This window comes from Paenibacillus sp. PK1-4R (assembly GCF_030369595.1).
GTDB lineage: Bacteria > Bacillota > Bacilli > Paenibacillales > Paenibacillaceae > Paenibacillus.
In genome coordinates this window covers 1,605,442-1,622,578 of the sequence record NZ_CP126535.1, presented here as the reverse complement: position 1 = coordinate 1,622,578, position 17,137 = coordinate 1,605,442, and the positions used below count along the sequence as shown (strand labels likewise).

General features: G+C 46.5%; 14 protein-coding genes. 9 read left to right on the top strand and 5 right to left on the bottom strand.

Going from position 1 to position 17,137, the window contains the following annotated elements; genetic code table 11:
• Window positions 1–20 precede the first annotated feature (20 nt).
• The 4 genes from QNO02_RS06760 to QNO02_RS06745 all read left to right on the top strand — a co-directional run bounded on the left by QNO02_RS06760 (window position 21) and on the right by QNO02_RS06745 (window position 4,673).
• Window positions 21–1,271 (top strand): MFS transporter, encoded by a 1,251-nt coding sequence (locus QNO02_RS06760; protein WP_289391518.1) that lies wholly within the window; start codon window positions 21–23, stop codon window positions 1,269–1,271.
• A gap of 162 nt (window positions 1,272–1,433) precedes the next feature.
• A complete protein-coding gene (locus QNO02_RS06755; RefSeq protein ID WP_289391517.1) occupies window positions 1,434–1,643 on the top strand; it encodes a helix-turn-helix transcriptional regulator in 210 nt (69 codons plus the stop codon).
• 1 nt (window position 1,644) lies between these two features.
• Window positions 1,645–2,415, top strand: coding sequence for a DUF3169 family protein (locus QNO02_RS06750; protein ID WP_249911511.1), 771 nt, complete (start codon window positions 1,645–1,647; stop codon window positions 2,413–2,415).
• A 50-nt stretch (window positions 2,416–2,465) separates the two neighbouring features.
• Window positions 2,466–4,673 carry a serine hydrolase domain-containing protein gene (locus tag QNO02_RS06745; protein WP_289391516.1) on the top strand — a complete coding sequence of 736 codons (2,208 nt, stop codon included), beginning with the start codon at window positions 2,466–2,468 and terminating at the stop codon, window positions 4,671–4,673.
• Between the two features lie 138 nt (window positions 4,674–4,811).
• On the opposite strand, the gene QNO02_RS06740 is transcribed toward QNO02_RS06745, so the two are convergent.
• On the bottom strand, window positions 4,812–5,861 hold the full coding sequence (locus QNO02_RS06740; protein ID WP_289391515.1) for a hypothetical protein: 1,050 nt from the start codon (window positions 5,859–5,861) through the stop codon (window positions 4,812–4,814).
• Window positions 5,861–7,696 carry an HSP90 family protein gene (locus tag QNO02_RS06735; RefSeq protein WP_289391514.1) on the bottom strand — a complete coding sequence of 612 codons (1,836 nt, stop codon included), beginning with the start codon at window positions 7,694–7,696 and terminating at the stop codon, window positions 5,861–5,863. The genes QNO02_RS06740 and QNO02_RS06735 overlap by 1 nt, the downstream gene beginning before the upstream one ends.
• A 444-nt stretch (window positions 7,697–8,140) precedes the next feature.
• On the opposite strand from QNO02_RS06735, the gene QNO02_RS06730 reads away from it, so the two are divergent.
• From QNO02_RS06730 to QNO02_RS06720, 3 genes are all read left to right on the top strand, one after another.
• Window positions 8,141–9,046, top strand: coding sequence for an ABC transporter ATP-binding protein (locus QNO02_RS06730; RefSeq protein ID WP_289391513.1), 906 nt, complete (start codon window positions 8,141–8,143; stop codon window positions 9,044–9,046).
• Window positions 9,039–9,872 carry an ABC transporter permease subunit gene (locus QNO02_RS06725; protein WP_289391512.1) on the top strand — a complete coding sequence of 278 codons (834 nt, stop codon included), beginning with the start codon at window positions 9,039–9,041 and terminating at the stop codon, window positions 9,870–9,872. Before QNO02_RS06730 ends, QNO02_RS06725 begins: the two co-directional genes overlap by 8 nt.
• Window positions 9,873–10,007: 135 nt before the next feature.
• Window positions 10,008–10,802, top strand: a complete 795-nt coding sequence (locus QNO02_RS06720) for a MurR/RpiR family transcriptional regulator (protein WP_289391511.1) — start codon at window positions 10,008–10,010, stop codon at window positions 10,800–10,802.
• A gap of 3 nt (window positions 10,803–10,805) precedes the next feature.
• On the opposite strand, the gene QNO02_RS06715 is transcribed toward QNO02_RS06720, so the two are convergent.
• Window positions 10,806–11,792: a Gfo/Idh/MocA family protein gene (locus QNO02_RS06715; protein ID WP_289392699.1), complete on the bottom strand. Its 987-nt coding sequence runs from the start codon at window positions 11,790–11,792 to the stop codon at window positions 10,806–10,808.
• Window positions 11,792–12,838, bottom strand: coding sequence for a Gfo/Idh/MocA family oxidoreductase (locus QNO02_RS06710; protein ID WP_289391510.1), 1,047 nt, complete (start codon window positions 12,836–12,838; stop codon window positions 11,792–11,794). Before QNO02_RS06710 ends, QNO02_RS06715 begins: the two co-directional genes overlap by 1 nt.
• A gap of 244 nt (window positions 12,839–13,082) precedes the next feature.
• On the opposite strand from QNO02_RS06710, the gene QNO02_RS06705 reads away from it, so the two are divergent.
• Complete coding sequence (locus QNO02_RS06705) at window positions 13,083–14,369, top strand: DUF5050 domain-containing protein (RefSeq protein WP_133386756.1); 1,287 nt, start codon at window positions 13,083–13,085, stop codon at window positions 14,367–14,369.
• A 193-nt stretch (window positions 14,370–14,562) separates the two neighbouring features.
• The gene (locus tag QNO02_RS06700) at window positions 14,563–16,194 is read left to right on the top strand and encodes a helix-turn-helix domain-containing protein (RefSeq protein ID WP_289391509.1); all 1,632 of its coding nucleotides are present in this window, start codon (window positions 14,563–14,565) and stop codon (window positions 16,192–16,194) included.
• Between the two features lie 128 nt (window positions 16,195–16,322).
• Here QNO02_RS06700 and QNO02_RS06695 read toward each other — a convergent pair whose 3' ends face one another.
• Window positions 16,323–16,898 carry a GbsR/MarR family transcriptional regulator gene (locus QNO02_RS06695; protein WP_133386754.1) on the bottom strand — a complete coding sequence of 192 codons (576 nt, stop codon included), beginning with the start codon at window positions 16,896–16,898 and terminating at the stop codon, window positions 16,323–16,325.
• Window positions 16,899–17,137: the final 239 nt, after the last annotated feature.

Sequence of the window (17,137 nt, the reverse complement as noted above, 5' to 3'; positions counted from 1 at the left end):
GGAAGGAAGAAAAACGATTTATGAAATACGCCGATCTGCACCCTAACATCAGGATACGTATCATTACTGATTTTTTCACGGATCTGACCCAAAAGTCCATCATTCCATTCATGGCGATCTATCTGAGTATTCAGATTGGCGCAGGTTTGGCAGGGTTATTGCTGACTGTCAATATTGTGGCGTCCATGATTGTGGGAATGTGGGCAGGATATTGGTCTGACCGGATTGGACGGAAGAAATTGATGGTGATCGCACAAAGTCTCCAGGTCATGGCTCTACTGGGCTTGGCCATCGCCAATTCGCCGTGGATGGATTCGATCATTGTCACTTGTCTCATGTTTCTGCTCAGTAGTCTCAGTTCAGGGATCACCGTGCCGATTGCTAATGCCATGATTGTCGACGTGAGCAGTGAACATGAACGTCATTATGTATATGGATTGCAATATTGGACAACAAACGTTGCTGTAACCTTTGGCGCACTGATGGGCGGACTATTTTTCGAATCATTTCGTTTCCTATTGTTCAGTCTGGTATGCCTTGAAAGCCTAGCTACCCTGTTTATTTTGATCTTTATGATTCGTGAAACAATGGATAAACGTGCATTAGCTTATAGCGATGCTCCCATCCAGAGGAACATACTGAAAACGTACTGGTCGGTCTTTCAGGACAAACGTTTCATGATATTTTTCACGGCTACTGTACTTGCAGTCTCCCTGGAATTTCAGTTGGATAAATACATCGCTGTTCGTCTAAAAAATGAATTCACCGCTCAACTGTTCGGCTCAGATATCTCAGGTCTGCATATGTTCAGCCTGATCATGGTTATTAACACCGTACTGGTCGCCTTGGTTGCCATTCCATTCTCCAGATGGATAGGTCGCTTCCAGTCCAGATCTATCATGACTGTCGGTATGCTCCTCTATACCGCAGGTTTCACCGTACTTGCTTTCAGCAACTGGGCCTGGTTACTCATCTCATCCGCTATATTGCTAACCATTGGAGAATTGATGTACGCCCCTGTTCGTCAGGTCCTGCTCGCGGGCATGATTCCAGACTCGGACCGTGCTGCCTATATGGCTGCTGACGGGTTGAGTTACAACGCTGCTGCTCTCCTAGGCAGTCTCGGGTTAACCATTGGAGCCTTTCTGCCCTCCTATGCAATGGCTGGTCTGTATGTCCTGATGGGGCTTGGAGCGCTCGTCTTTTTCCGAATGTTACTTCGGAAGGCAGAGGAACAGAATCAACATCTGCCGTGTGCAGATGCATCTTGATTTCACTTTTCCGAAAACAAAATAATCATCCAAGGGAGCCCAGCAGGCTCTCTTTTTCATGTCCATTATCAACATTTAGAAGTAAATTATATTTAACATTTTGTATATTATAGTTTACATTTAGTCAAATATCATGTACATTAGGTTCATGGAGGTGAGCAAGTGGAAGAATTACACAATCACGTTCGGGAGTTACGAGCCAGAGACCGGCTATCCCAAGCAGAACTGGCCAAACTCATTGGTGCATCCCGTCAAACCATTGCCCTGATTGAGCGTGGAGATTACTCTCCGTCGGTCGTTCTGGCACTAAAAATAGCACATGTATTTGGTGAACCTGTCGAAAAAATCTTTGAACTGAAAGGTGGAGATTAAAATGAAAAATTCATCATCCTCGTCCATTAAAAAGCGGTTGCGTCTTCCCTTGTATGCAGCAGGTGGCGCTGTAGTTGGTTTTCTCGGAGCTAGCGGAGTCAGTAAAGTCCCTTCTGACTTGAACTGGACGCTGTCCGTGTATTATGACTATGATCTTTTATTCGCAATACTGGCGGCTCTTGTGGTAGTTATGACGGTGTGGAACATCTTCAGTCTCTCCCGCACGCCATCTGTCCCTCCCATGGAAGATGATGCTTATGGAGATTCCGATTCACTCATCTCTCCCGCAGAGCGCTCCCTCGGAAAAGCGATGATCCTCAGCGGATTCAGTGTTATTCTTACGTTTACCTGGGCAGCACTTGCCTTGTCCTTGTATGCATCCAACCGAACCATGCCGAATTCTCCAGAACTGTTTAACCTCTTGAATCTTGTTGCTTCGTGCATCTCTATTATCATCGTTGTGGTCGTGCAAACTCTGACTGTGAAGCGATACAACCTTTATTTCCCTGATCGTGCGCTGGATTTGAACTCGCGCAATATGAAAAAAGATCACTTCGAGAAATTAGATGAAGGTGAGAAATGGATCGTGTATCGCGCAGCCTATCGTTCTTTTCAGATGATGAATGTACTTCTTGGTGTTGGAATGGTCTCTATGGTTCTATATTCGATACTCTTTACCTTTGCTCCATTCCCGATTGTAGTGCTCTCTGTAATCTGGATTGCCAACATCGGAATCTATTATCGTGAAACCTATCGGGCGAGTAATCAGTAATACATGGGTAGGTAACTATTTTGTAAATATTTTCATAAAGGAGTGTTTGCATGCATTTATCCAAACGAAAGACCCGTTTCAGGTTCACCTCCCTAACAGGCGCTTTTATGGCTGTGGTTCTGTCTCTCAGTCTGTGGGTACCCGCAGTTCAGGCGGAGACCGCGACTCCAGTAGTTGCTGAACAAGGAAAGACGAAAGCGCTGACAACTGAATCGGCTACAGCATTTCTGGATTCATTCTTCGATTCCCCTGAGGCAAAGCCCCATTATGTGGGAGCCTCCGTGGTTATTGTGAAAGATGGCAAAGTACTGGCGGAAAAAGGATATGGCTTCTCCGATGTGGAGAGTAAAACAGCGATCGATCCGAAAAATACGGCCTTCCGTGTAGCCTCTGTCTCCAAAACGTTCACGTCAGCAGCTGTTATGCAGCTGGTCGAGCAAGGCAAGGTTGATCTGCAAGCTGATTTTCAGACCTATGTGAAAGGGCTCGAATTCGATAATCCTTTTGACAAACCTGTAACTGTGGAGAACCTGCTCACCCATACGACCGGATTCGAGATCCGTGATCCGCAGCAGGAAGACATCCATACTGATTTTGACAAGTACATAGCGATGGAGGAATACGCACAGCAACATATGCCTCCTGTCGTTCGGGAGCCTGGTAGCGCCTACATGTACGATAATTTCTCGTTTTTGCTACTTGGCATGATTGTTGAAAATGTAAGCGGCGAGCCCTTTGAATCCTACATGCAACAACATATCTTCAAACCGCTAGGAATGGGTAACAGCAGTTTCATGCTGGACAAAAAGTTCCAAAAGCAGCTAGCTACAGGCTATGATGCGGCACACAATCCGCTTGATCTGTACACCATCTCTCCAACACCAATGCCTCAAGGTGGCATGTTGTCTACCGCTGAGGACATCGGGAAGTTCATGATTGCGTTCCTGAATGATGGCGTGAAGGACAACGAGCGGATTCTCAAGGAATCCACGGTGAAAAGCATGGAACAATACCGTTCTTCCATTCACCCATTGTTGCCGGACGCCACCTATGGATTCGAAGCAGCATTTCAGATTCCCGGTGCAGGAAGTAGTCCAAAAGTTATTACGAAAGCAGGCGACCTGATCGGATTCAGCTCTTATCTCTTCCTTATTCCCGAGCAAAATACAGGCGTTTTCCTGACGTATAATCAAAATGGAGCACTTCGTAATCTGTTCTACCCTGCATTCATTCAGAATTTCTTCCCGCAATATGCAGAGCCTGGACAGCTCAAGGAATACATGCCGCAATCAGCAGCTGAGCTGCAACGCTTCACCGGATTGTACGCGGATCTACGAATTAGCACGATCGTCAGCTCCCTGAAAAATGCTGGTACAGAGCCTGGACAACTGAGCATTTCGGACGTTTTTCTGGGTCAACGCAACCTGATTCAAGTGGAAGATAATCTCTTCAAAGATGAATTGACCGGTCAATTCACAGCATTCAAGAAAAATGCTGATGGAACCATCTATATGAAAGAACCTTACCTCAACCCTATGGGTTATGAGAAAAAAGGACAAAATCCTATGGGCTTCCGGGATGTTCGTGAGAACAGTCCTTATGCTGAGGCTATCTATGGATTACAATCACTCGGACATTATGTGAATGATGTAAGCGAATCTTTTCAACCGAAAACGGCAGTAACACGAGCTGAATTTATTGAGAATGTCCTTAAATTGAGCGGATTGAAAGCCAGCAAAACCACACCACCTACGGGCACCGATTGGGCCGATCATACCGCAGCTGGATATATTCAGCTTGGATTTGAATCTGGCATGATTACAGGTACGGATCAACAACAGTTTAAACCAGATCAAGTTATCACCAGACAGGAAGCGATGGTAATGATCTGGAGATCTCTCCAACTGCAATATCCTAGTGAACTGTTCACGGATGTCAAACTTGCGGGACACACGGACCCATGGGCTGTACCAGCCGTTCAGATGATGGCGAAGCTTGGTATCCATGGACCTGAGGTAAAAGTGCTGGAAGATGGATCCATTGATTTACTTTCCCGCAAACCTCTGATTCGTCAGGAAGAGGCTGCGATTATGTATGCGCTGCTTACCCAACCAACAGATCAAATCGTCGCTGAACTGATGGCTGCTCAGCAGCCGCAAGCTGAACCTGCTGAAGGAGCCGAGCCTGCAGAGGAGACATCTGAAACTGCGCCGGTTCCTGTACCAGCGCCGGTCCCTTCTGCAGCATCAGCACAATAAAAATAAAATTAGATTTATCATGCTTATGAGGCAAGAAAAAACAGGCTTGTTCAGAAGGGTAAGATCCTTCTCGAACAAGCCTGTTTCGTTACTTTTCATAACTTATTATAGCGATCTGTTATTGAGTTATATCCGTCTCTATTCGATCAACGAAGATACATGGTGGTTCCCGTTACGCTGATCAAACTTGGCTGCAGCGGTCTGAGCATGCTCCGCAAAGTAATCGGCCAGCTTGAGCAGGTCGCCTGGATCGCCTTCATACGGGAAGGATGATGGCAGACGCAATCGGTATTCTGGAGATTCTTCCGCCCAGCGGCGAAGCAACGATGCTGCTCTGGCATAAAACAACATTTTGGCGTAAGGATCTTCATGATCAGCAGCGAACACCAGTGTTTCCTCCAGCACATCAATGCCTTTTGCAGGGTTCGTACGTGTGAGATAATCCATCTGTTCCGCAAAACTCTGCACAAAATCGTTCTGGCCTTTGATCAGGCGATATCCCTTGGTCTGATGTTTATCTGCTTCGGCAGTCCGTCCCAACCGATATAACGGCATCAAAATTTCAGACAAAGTCAGATGCGGAATCTCCGCACAGCTCATACGCCCTTTCAGGATAGGCTGTGCCGCCTCCAACACCTTCTCATCGTCTCCTTTTAACAGGAAATATCGCATAATCTCATCCTGCTCACAGGCTTCGCAGTCACTCATAAAGTCACGATCCATCGTTCTGAATCGATCATAACTGCGTCCCGCTTCCTCCAGCTCCCCAAAATCCATAAAGATCCGGAATCGATAATACCAGTAGGAGCGTTCGCTGTAACCGTACGACTTGAAACGCCGTCCGAAATCCTCCAACAACTCCATGATCTTCTCACGTGATATTTCCGGGAAGTCGGGCATCTTGCCCAATATCCATTTGTACGACCACATTAATGTTTCTTCATCATATTCTTCGGGCTGTTGGTCGAACTTGCCCAGCTGCCAGGAAAAAGCAATCAAAGCTTTCATCGGATATCCACAGAAGGTGGCTACATCCACAATCTCTGAGCGTGCTTCGTACGCTTCCATAACCATACCACTGACATCGGCCACCCGCGCTGCTTCCTCCAGCATACCAAGCTTCGCCGGACCATTGGGTAAGCCATAGGCCTCGTCCATCAATTCTTCAAAATCCATCTCTGTCTTCATCACGCATCCCCCTTACGATCTGTATTTGCACGCAAACCCCAATCTATAAAACGAACAATGCCCTGATTTAACACTTCAAGCTCCTGTTTGCTCATGGCATAATGCCCCATCATCAGTGCATTGACGTATAACATTTCGATGGCAATCGGCGTCATCTGATCATCCGGTGATGTCAGTACCCGCTGAATGATCGGATTACTCACGTTCAGATACAAGGTTGAGTACCCTGCTGAACTCATGCCAGAAGACAATGAACCCAGAACAGACGAGAACAATTCCGTGCTCTCCTCGCTTGCTTTTTCAAGTGCGCGAAGTGTTGAAGATTCTTGAGACAGCGTGAACAACACCGGCAGATCCGTTGGCTTGAAACCTTTCACCTCAGCCCGACAACGGAAGCGCTGTAAGGCAGAATCTGCGAGTCGCAATGCATCATAATATTGATTACGTTCAGCGGGAGGTACATCGGTGAAACTCATCGAGACCTGGTCCGGTTGTAGACGCTCCGTCTGTACATTGTGTACAGCCATCGGCAATGTCGTCATCAACTCGCTGTCATAGATGTACCCACCGTTAATCACCAGCATCGATTGTGCGGATGCCACATGATGGATCTGACGGTACTCATCCACAGAAGACGTGAAATACAACGTCTCTCCTTCATCGATTAGTTCACCCAGCTCCCGGTGGCCCCTTGTGCTCTCAAATGGCAGCCAGCGATGAATCATGGCGTAGAATGCCTGATCCTGCACAGCCAGTGCCTTCATGGACAGAGCATGCAGGCGAATCAGCTTCTGCAGCCGTTCCGTCTGGCTCTCAGCCATGTCGGCCAGTCCCTGGCGAAGTGCGTCTCCAAGTTCGGAGCGAACTTCCTCCAGCTTTTCATTTTCATAAAAATGTTCCCGTGATGCCGTCGGTTGAAGCTCATCTGTCCAGATCAGGCATTTCACAAAAAACGCCCACTCAGGCAAAATGTTCTCTGCCTTCTCCGAAATCAGCATTCTCTTCAGGTAAACCCGGTGAGAACGCTTGGCATTCAGATTAACCGCGTGTGGCAGTACAAAAGCAATACCCCCGGTACGGCCTGAAGCTGTCGTCAACGGAATGAAGTCCTGGAACTGCTCGCCAAGCAGACGTTCACCAAATGCCAATACCTCTGATCTGCGTGAACGTGCGAGTGCAGGGTCCATCAGCCAGATCGGTGTCTCGCTATTCACTACATATTGGGCGCCGTCATGATCCAGCGTGACTGGATACGGCAATAACGCTCCGTAATAGAACAGAGCTTCTTTCACATACTCTGGTTCAAAATAGTGCGCCGCGTCCGGTATGCAACGCAGATATACTTTGGTCCCCGGGGACAGCTGTGTGTCCAACTGTCGAATCGTATAGGTGCCATCCGGCTTGCCCCGCCACTCCATCGAAGGGCCGCCCTTCGCGGATTGCGTCAGCATGACGATTTCGTGACTCACCATGAAACAGGATAACAACCCAATCCCGAAACGCCCGATAAACGAAGTCTCTCCATCCAGCAGCGCTTGCTGCCCCCTCTTCGAGGATTGTCCAATCATCGCCAGGAATTCATGGATATCAGCTTCAGTCAAGCCGATGCCGTTGTCCTCCACCATCATGGTCAATTGTTCACCTGTTCCTGTCAGTTCCACACGAACTTTGCCCTGATACCCTGGCTCGGCCTCCGTTCGTGCAGTAATCGCATCCGTCGCATTCTGCATCAGTTCTCGCAAGAACACTTTCGGACTGCTATATAGATGGTTGGATAAAATCTGGATCATCCCGCTCAGGTTCACTTGAAAACGATATTCATTGGATGCTGTCATGACTCACTCACCTTCCTCTAAGTCCAAACACAATATGTACCCATACGATGTAATCATATGGATGTGTTAGACGAATTCATTATGTAATCGTTAAAAACAGACGTTCCCGTGACAGGCACGCCTAAACATCACGTCAAGCCGCCCCTGAATAACCAAGACCGGCGTTAGATGAATATTACAGGCATTCATGAGACGTATGGCCTTATCTTTCATTACCACATTATGAATGGCAATGAAACGGATGTTCTACCCTAAAATAAGGATACATGTTACACGGTAGAGAAAAAACAAACCTGAGACCCGATTTCAGACAGACTTCAGGGTAAATATGCATCCTACATTCGGGACTATTGAAGGAGGAAAATATCTTTTTTGTCGTCCATTTGAACGATATCAGCCTACCGCACGTATAATCTCCAAACTCAGATCGGACGGTGAATATACATGATCGAAGTACGCAACATATCCAAGCAATTCAAGGAGCATCAAGCACTGCATGATGTCAGTTTCACAGTTAAACAAGGCAGTGTCACCGGGTTGATTGGACCCAACGGTTCGGGCAAAACCACACTGATCCGTATCATGAATGGGGTCTTGGGCGCTTCCGGTGGACAGGTGACCATTAACGGATTGGACGCCGCTCGTGAGGCGGAGAAAGTACTGGCCATGTGTGGCACCCTTACCGAGCAAAGTGGATTATATGAAAATATGAGCGGGCGTGACAATCTGACTTTCTTCGCAGATGTTTTTGGCCTGAAGCATGCCAAGAAACGAATCGACGAGCTTGTAACTCTGTTCGAGTTGCAGGATTATCAGCATCGAAAAGTCGGCACCTATAGCACAGGCATGAAGAAGCGCTTGGGCCTTGCACGAGTACTCTTGCACCGTCCTTCCATCCTGTTTCTGGATGAGCCCACCAATGGCCTTGATCCGGATGGAATTCAGATGGTGCTGCGCATTATCCGTCAGTTAAATAAGGAAGAAAAGATGACGATTCTGGTCTCATCCCATGTGCTGTCCCAGCTGTCAGCCGTCTGTGATCATTATATTTTCATGGAAAAGGGGCACATCGTGGAGGAAGGCACAGAGCAGGAGATTGTTAGCCGGTACCTGTCCACGCCGACGCTCGAAGTAGAAGCCGACATGCCCAATGGATGGCACACGGCAACCAACTTCACGCCTGAAATAATCTCCGCACATCAAGCAGTATTTCAGCTTACATCGCGTGAAGACATTCCATTACTCCTAAGGCAATTAACGGAGCATGGTCAAGTCTATCAGGCCCGCATCACGGGCAGTGATCTGGAAAGTATCTATTTTGCCATAAGGGAGGCACACCACCATGAATAACCGCCAAGCCATACGTGCACTGGTACGTAAAGATATCCGGTCCGTCACAGCCAGCGTTCAGCTCTGGTTGCCCATGTTGATCGTCCCACTGATTATCGGAATCATTATGCCCTCTGCCCTCCTGTGGGCGGCCTCCAGAATGGAACTTCGTTCTCTGGGCAACATCAGCTTTCTACTCGAATCATTGGATGCGTTAACCCATGGTGGACAGATTCCTCAGCTTGCTTCCATGCCTACAGATAATCATCGTATTGTCTATTACTTGGCCATGTATATGTTCGCTCCCTTGTTTCTCATCATTCCGGTGATGGCCTCCAGTATTCTGACGGCCAATAGTTTCGCTGGTGAGAAGGAACGTAAGACGCTGGAAGGATTGTTGTTCACACCGATCAGTATGAACACTCTTTTTAAAGGCAAAGTGCTAGCGGCCCTGATCCCTTCCCTTCTATTATCCTGGGTTACTTTCCTGATCTACGGAATCATTGCCAATATTCTGATGTACCCCATGTTTGGAACGTTGATGTTTCCCAATCTGAACTGGATAATACTTGTGGTGTGGGTTGTTCCCGCTTGCAGTCTTATGGTCATTTTATTGAACGTCCTGATCTCGGCCAAGGTCCGTGGGTTCCAGGAAGCCTATCAGCTCGGCGGATTAATTGTCCTTCCCCTCATCGCCTTAGTCGCTGGTCAAGCCAGTGGCATGCTGCTCATTGGTCCTTGGATGTTACTCATGATTGGAGCAGTGCTCCTGCTCATAAGTTTGGTTCTTCTTCGTCTGGTCACCGCGTGGAATGGTCGTCAGCAACTGGCGGAAAGTCAGATCTGAATGATGTGCGTGTAACGAGGAAATTCAACAGATCACACCGTCGCTCCGCTATACAGATTGAGAAATAAATATACGCGGGTTATGATGTGGAGATATATGCTATGGGATGATTCTAGAGAGGAATGGAACAACTGTATGGAATCCAAACTACTTCAAAAATTAAAATATGCTTCACAATTAACGGCACAGGAGAAACATATTGTGGACTATATCCTGAACAATCCCGAAGTTGTATTTGATTCTACAGCCCATGAACTGGCACAGCAGACCTATACAAGCTCATCCACCATTGTTCGCTTATGCAAAAAGCTGGGTACCAAGGGGTACCCAGACTTTCAGTTAAAGCTTGCTCTTGAATATCAACAGATGCCTTCCGCGATGCAAACGCAGGATCATGCAATTGCAGAACAAGGCAATGTGCTGGCTGCCATCGACTCGGTTCCTTACCTGTACCAGCAGGCGCTGGAGGATACCCGCCGGATGTTAAACGCTCCTGTTTTGCTACGAATCGCTAGCTGGGTTAAAGAATCCGTACGCATTGATATCTATGGCAGTGATATGAATTATTATCTGGCTCAACAGGCTTGTGCCAAGTGGAATGAACTCGGCATATCTGCCATTGCTCATAATAGTCCCAACATGCATTATTTGAACACGATGAATCCCAAAAGCCTGACGCTGTCTTTTGTTATCTCACACACAGGGGAGAACCAATCCATGATTGAAGCCGCCAAAGTGCTCAATAGCAAACAGATGAAAGTCATCGCGGTCACGGGCAACAACCATTCAACCCTGTCCAGACATTGTGATGAAACGCTGCTGGCTTATGGATACAATGAACAATTAAGGCTATCCAAAATGTCTTCGATGGTCTCGGTACTCTACATTTTCGACATGTTATACATGGGGAGCATTAGCGCTACGTATTAACGATTAAAGCTGGTCCGCTGCAAATACAATCCCGGCATTCTTGCGCGCACTCATGAGTACACTCATCACAGACTGGCTGTGTTCGAGTAGTTCGTAACACCGTTTGTAATCCCCATTTGCATGGATGTCCCTGAACGCTTCCCACTCATAGTACAGCCAATTGGATTTGGTCTGCTCATTATACCCCTCAGCAGGCTCATTCCCGATTTGAAGCTTGATCTCCCGGCAACCGTTTGCTCCTCCCACAACCTGAAGATAACCTTTCTCGCCCTGAATGAGCACAAAGTTCATGCTGTTTGTGTCTTTGGCACCTACACATTCCGCAATAAACTCCGGATATTGGAGAACCACTACACCTGACGTATCAATGCCGTTTGCATGCTGATTCGCGGTATACGATACGGTATTTGGACTCCCAAACAGATTCATGACCAGATGAAGATTATAAATATTGATATCCATCAGCGCTCCGCCAGAGAATTGTGGATTAAATACGTTCGGCGTTTCCCCTGCAAGCAGATCATTGTATTTGCGCGAGTATTGACTGTAGTTACACTGGATGAGTTTGATCGGACCAAGCTTTGGTAGCTGCTCCTGTATGACTTTAATATTGGGCAGATGAATGTTGGAGATAGCTTCAAACAGCAACAGATTCTTTTCTTTTGCAAGTGCAATCAGCGTTTCTGCTTCCTGAAGCGTGGACGTGAACGGTTTTTCGCAGACGACATGTTTGCCATGTTGAAGTGCCTCATAGGCCTGTTCGTAGTGCATGCTGTTTGGTGAAGCAATATATACGAGATCTACATTTGTATCTGAAAGTAGGGATTCCAGGTCCGTATAGATGGTATCGACCCCATACTTACCCGCAAGCTCCTGTGCTGTCTCTCTCTTCCGGGAGTACATCGCTGTACACGTAACATCATCCAGTTCATTGATCGCAGATAAAATGGCATCCACAATGGACCCTGTACCAATCGTTGCTATATTCATCATATCGTTTCGCTCCTGTCGTTGGTTGTTTGTCGGTTTGCTCTCTTCGCTGCTTCGATTCCGTCATGTAAAATATCCAATACATATAAAACCTCTTCATCCTTGACCGGTTTATCACCGCTATGTCGAATGGCATGAAGCAGTTGATCATATAAAATGCCATAGTCCGTCGCTTCCGAAGGAACTTTCTCCGTATGTGATGTTCCCTCATCGTCCACATAACTAATCGTACCCCAGTTATCCTCCGGTTCAGCTTGAATGGATACCCGGGTTCGTCCATCTCCATTTTTCGTTTGATGCCCACTGCTATATTTAACAAAGCTCCCTCGATCCCCGTGGACAATGAATTTTGGATGCTCGATCTTCACAAGCAGACTGCACTTAATCGTGGCCTTCATTCTTCCATATCGAAAATCAATATCGATGTAATCATCGGATTCACCCGGCGCGATCAAACTCCGAACATCATAATCAATTCGGTCAGCTACGCCATAGATGGAGATTAACTGATCGATGGTATGCACGGCCAAGCCATGCAACAATCCAAATCCACTTCTCGTATACTGTGGGTGAAAATAATCATAGTGGGACTGGATTTCAACAATATTCCCCAGTTTGCCGCTCTCAATCACTTTTTTTAATGTCAGGAAATCACCATCAAATCTGCGATTTTGATTTGCCATGGCGATGAGATTTTTACGATTGGCTAGTTCAAAGACAGCTTTGGCTTCCGCAGAAGTGGAGGCAAAAGGTTTCTCGACCAGCACATGTTTCCCATGTTCCAACGCCTGCTTGGCGTATTCTACATGGCTATCCACATGGGTAGCAACAACAATCAACTCAATCTCATCATCCTGCAATATTTCTTCAAAATTGGTTGAAAAAGCAATCTCGGGATAAAGTAATTCACGCTCTGTATCGCCCACCCGATCTTCCTCGCGACGGTATATCGTCTTCACCTTGATATTTTCCTTTTTGTCCAGATAAGGCAAATGATAATTCACCACCGCATTCCCAAATCCGATGATCGCCACATTCATGAACATGATCGCTCACTCCTCTGCTCTGGTTGAGTGTAATGTTATCACGATCAAGTCAGGCGGAGAAGGCTTTGGGACGGGATTGGCAGCATCATGCGCAATTTGATTTCAGGTTTGAATGACTATGAAATTGAATTTCATCCTCTTCTTTTTTTTCATGTTTGAGATCTAACATATCTTCCATAGTTTACCGATATAACATAAGGAATTAACGACATACATATAGAAAAACGAAGGGGACGATGAACGAATGAAAACAGGGTATACATACTTACAGCGCACCATCTGTACATTGCTGTTATTTACACTCATTGCAGCAGTGACGTTGGGAGGTGGAACCGCAGCCCAGGCAGCTTCACTCAGCCAATCCACAGTGTATTATGAGTCAGATGGCGTCCTGTACAAAGTATCCGCTGATGGCAGCAATACAACAGAAGTATTAATTGATTTCCAAGGGGTGGACTTGCACGCGGCAGGCTCTTATCTCTACTACACGCAGACTGCTTCTTCCACAACATTGCTTCGGGTTCCAAATGACGGGTCCAGCGATGCGGCAGAGACATTTGCTACAGATGTACTCAGCTATTATACGGATAACGGATTCATCTATTATCTGGATGCTACAGGTACCATTTATCGCGCGAATGGCAATAGTAATGCTTCAGCTGTCACCAAAATTGCTGACAAGGCTGATACCGACTTCCCATTCCTCCTGGTAACCAAAGGGCGTGCCTACTATAATGCGTTGGTTAATGGAAACACGTGGATCGTGTCCAAAACGTCCAACGGTTCTGGAGCTGTGCAGCGGATTGCCGCAGGCGCAGTGGAAGGACGTTATTTTACGAACCAAGCCAAAAACGAACTGCAACTGATGGTAAATACAGACCCGTACGAGGATTTCTATTCCACCAATGCTGTTGTCATGTATAAGGTGAATTACAACACTGGTAAAGCGACCGCTGTTAATCCCAAAGCCAAACTGGATGTGAATGCTGTATATTCCGGTGGTTGGGGAAACAATCTTTACGTGTATAACAAAGGAATCGATCTCGACAGCAACAAAGATTACAATTATGGCAAAGGCAAAGCGTTTGCGTTAACAACTTCAGCCAAAACACTTCAACTTCATAACAAAAGCGTTCGGGAAGTAAGTGCTTTAGGTACAGACAAGGTTGTCCTTATTGATGCAGACAAAAAGGCTTATGCCAAAACGGTCTCGGGCAACAAAGTGACCAAATCCGCCAACCTGAATTTGAACAATGTAACGTACGTGGCGAATCAATTGACCAACGGCACACCTACGGCTGCTTACATCTCGGGCAACAACGGTCTCTATTCGGTCAATACAGCTCTCAAGGTAACGAAACTTACCGGGGACGAATGGGATGCATTCCATATCAGAGATGATGTTGCGGGCCTCTTCTACATCAATGCCAAAGATCAATATCGCTTGTATCACGTGCAAACGGGTGGAACAGGAAAAAAAGTAATGAGTGACGTTTTTCTCGACAATATTCTATTGGTGACACCGTACTAACATATCAATATATAATGTTGATTCAGGCGTATAGCCCATTCAACGGACTTGTCCATAACAAAAAGGATTACCTTGCAGCCATAAGGCTCTTGGTAGTCCTTTTTTGGTTGTCGAAAACTATTTTTCAAAAACATCTTCCATATGAGAATGATAATTGTTATCATTAAGAAAATAAGACAAAAGGATGGTCCGTATGACTGAACAGTTTCCCTTCATTGCTGAAACCTCATCTCTACCGCTCCTCTCCTCTATGTGCCGTGTGCGTCGTGGGGAGAATTTCCGTGTGCAAGGCAAGACGGTGTCACGGCCCATGCTCTGTCTTATTTTGCAAGGAGACGGTGTTCTGGTCCTGAATGATACAGCCTATACGGCGCAAGCGGGCAGCTTGTTTGTACTGAAGCCAGGAACAACCATTGAGGCCGCTGCACGCTCGAATGTGACCGAATGTATATTGCTAAGCATGGATACGGTTTGTTTGCAGCAAGTGCGCGGTGAATGGAAAATGACCTCTTCACCCGCCTTCCCGCTGGATTGGCAGACAGGCAGGTTGCTGATTCGTCATGAGCAGCAGGCTGTATCACGTTTGGAACAACTGTATGAAACCTATCGCGGTCTTCAACCGGATCACTTTATCAGCATACATAGCCAGCTGCATGAGCTGCTGCAATTTCTCTCGGAGAACAGGCTGGAAGCCAATCATGAGAAAGTGGACCCTGCCTTGGAACGCAGTATTATGTATATGCGACGTTACATGAGTGAAGGAATCAGCATGGATCAGCTTGCCAAGATTGCTGGACTCACACCCAGCTCTTATTCACGCAGTTTCAAGAAAGCCAAAGGCATGTCACCGACCGATTACTTGAATCGTTTACGTATAGACGAAGCCAAAAAACAGCTGACAGAGGAATCCTGTGTCCTCAAAGACGTCGCGGTATCTGTCGGGTATGGCAATGAGTATTATTTTAGCCGCAAATTCAAACAAACCTTGGGGATTGCTCCCAGCGTATATATGAAAAGAGATCAACTTCGCGTAGCTACAGCATCCATTATGGGATTCCATGAGAACTTGGCTTCGCTTGGACTGCACCCGGTAGCTGTGCTGGAAGGTGAAGGTGTGTTTGACCGAGAATCGGATGAATATGAACAAGAACGCCGATTAACCAGACAATTAGATCAACTTCGGCAGGCGAAGCCAGACTTGATCATCGGTGACTTTTACCACAAGCCCTATTACGATCACCTGAAAAGTATTGCACCCACCATCATCTTGGAGTCCACTGATGACTGGAAAGAGAACCATATGCGCATCGCTGAACTGGTCGGACGTGAGAAACAAGCGTTGCTGAATTTCAAAGAACTTGAGTTTCGCAAGCTTGAAGCAAGCCTGAACCTGCAACCCTATTTCGGACAAAAACGGTTTGCTCTGATGGAGATTACGAGTCAGTTCATCCGCTTACAAGGGACTGGCGAGCATCCATTAAATCACTTGTTGTATGCTGAATTGGGACTCCAGCCTGCTCAGCTTGTATCTCCCGAAAGTTCCAGAAATGAGTATGTTGCGGATAGTATTCCCGTGCTGGACACGGATTACCTGTTGATCCATCGTGCTTCGCTTCAGTCTGCCAGTGAAAAGCTGTTCCGACGCATGAAACAAACGGCATCGTGGAATCGATCCCCTGCTGTATTGTATGGTCACGTTCACGATATCTCGAACTGGCAACGGTTATGCTGGGCCCCGGCTGGCCGGTTGCAGATTCTGAACGAACTGGAACAGATTGCTCAGCAATCTGTAGTCTTTCCTCAGGCAGGTCTGATCGGACATTAGACGGTGAACATAGGTCGATACGATGGGCAAGATTATCTTTTACATCGTGTTCCTTCATTATAATTCAGTAAGTTATTGCACAGGCCAAAGGGCCCTCTCCTATAACGGAAAGGGCCCTTTGCATGTAATTATGAATGTTCCTTAATCTCTTCCTTCGGAACCAGCTTGTATATCTCTTCATCTTCCATGGTATCAATCAAACGATCCAACCATTTGTAATATGCTTCCGCTTGCAAAACTTTGTGTTTGTCTTCCATCAGGATGTGGATAAGTTCAGCATCCGCCTCTTTATCCAGATCTTCGACTAATCGATTCAGTTCTTCAATTGATTTGCGTAGAACCTGAAGGTTACTCTCCACGGCTTTTCTCCACTTAATCGCAAAATAATCCGTAAACGTCTGATGCCAGTCATATTCCACTTCATATAGGTCTTTTCTGGAGCCCTTGCTCCACACTTTATTTACCATTTTCAAATCCAGCAGTGTTCGTACACCTGTACTCATACTCGTTTTGCTCATTTCCATTTCCCGTCCCATATCGTCAAGGGTCATTGGTTTGTCTGCAAAAAATAGCAATCCATACAAGTGTCCCGTAGACAGCGTAACCCCGTAAAGATCCATATTACGTCCAATGGCTTCAATGACGCGCTTACGAATCTTCAGCACGGTTGCCTGCTGTTCCTCTTGTAAATGGTCCAAGCCCATGCTTGCAACCTCCATTCTGAACATTCCACAGTCTTTGGCGAAATAATTGCAACACTTTAAAAGTCCTGCTTACATGGGAAAGCACTCGGCCGGACATCATATATGCCAGAGGGCTTTCATTCACCCAATGTATGAAAATGGGAACTTTACCAGGCTACAATTGCCTATGACTATCTTTTAACCAAAAAATTCAGCTTCAATTCAGCTCATTTTCTATTGTAGAAAAAGCGATATCAAAT

Coding starts and splice junctions, on each gene's coding strand:
- QNO02_RS06760 (WP_289391518.1), top strand. CDS start 21: ATGAAATACGCCGATCTGCACCCTAACATCAGGATACGTATCATTACT.
- QNO02_RS06750 (WP_249911511.1), top strand. CDS start 1,645: ATGAAAAATTCATCATCCTCGTCCATTAAAAAGCGGTTGCGTCTTCCC.
- QNO02_RS06745 (WP_289391516.1), top strand. CDS start 2,466: ATGCATTTATCCAAACGAAAGACCCGTTTCAGGTTCACCTCCCTAACA.
- QNO02_RS06740 (WP_289391515.1), bottom strand. CDS start 5,861: ATGAAGACAGAGATGGATTTTGAAGAATTGATGGACGAGGCCTATGGC.
- QNO02_RS06735 (WP_289391514.1), bottom strand. CDS start 7,696: ATGACAGCATCCAATGAATATCGTTTTCAAGTGAACCTGAGCGGGATG.
- QNO02_RS06730 (WP_289391513.1), top strand. CDS start 8,141: ATGATCGAAGTACGCAACATATCCAAGCAATTCAAGGAGCATCAAGCA.
- QNO02_RS06725 (WP_289391512.1), top strand. CDS start 9,039: ATGAATAACCGCCAAGCCATACGTGCACTGGTACGTAAAGATATCCGG.
- QNO02_RS06720 (WP_289391511.1), top strand. CDS start 10,008: ATGGAATCCAAACTACTTCAAAAATTAAAATATGCTTCACAATTAACG.
- QNO02_RS06715 (WP_289392699.1), bottom strand. CDS start 11,792: ATGAATATAGCAACGATTGGTACAGGGTCCATTGTGGATGCCATTTTA.
- QNO02_RS06710 (WP_289391510.1), bottom strand. CDS start 12,838: ATGTTCATGAATGTGGCGATCATCGGATTTGGGAATGCGGTGGTGAAT.
- QNO02_RS06705 (WP_133386756.1), top strand. CDS start 13,083: ATGAAAACAGGGTATACATACTTACAGCGCACCATCTGTACATTGCTG.
- QNO02_RS06700 (WP_289391509.1), top strand. CDS start 14,563: ATGACTGAACAGTTTCCCTTCATTGCTGAAACCTCATCTCTACCGCTC.
- QNO02_RS06695 (WP_133386754.1), bottom strand. CDS start 16,898: ATGGGCTTGGACCATTTACAAGAGGAACAGCAGGCAACCGTGCTGAAG.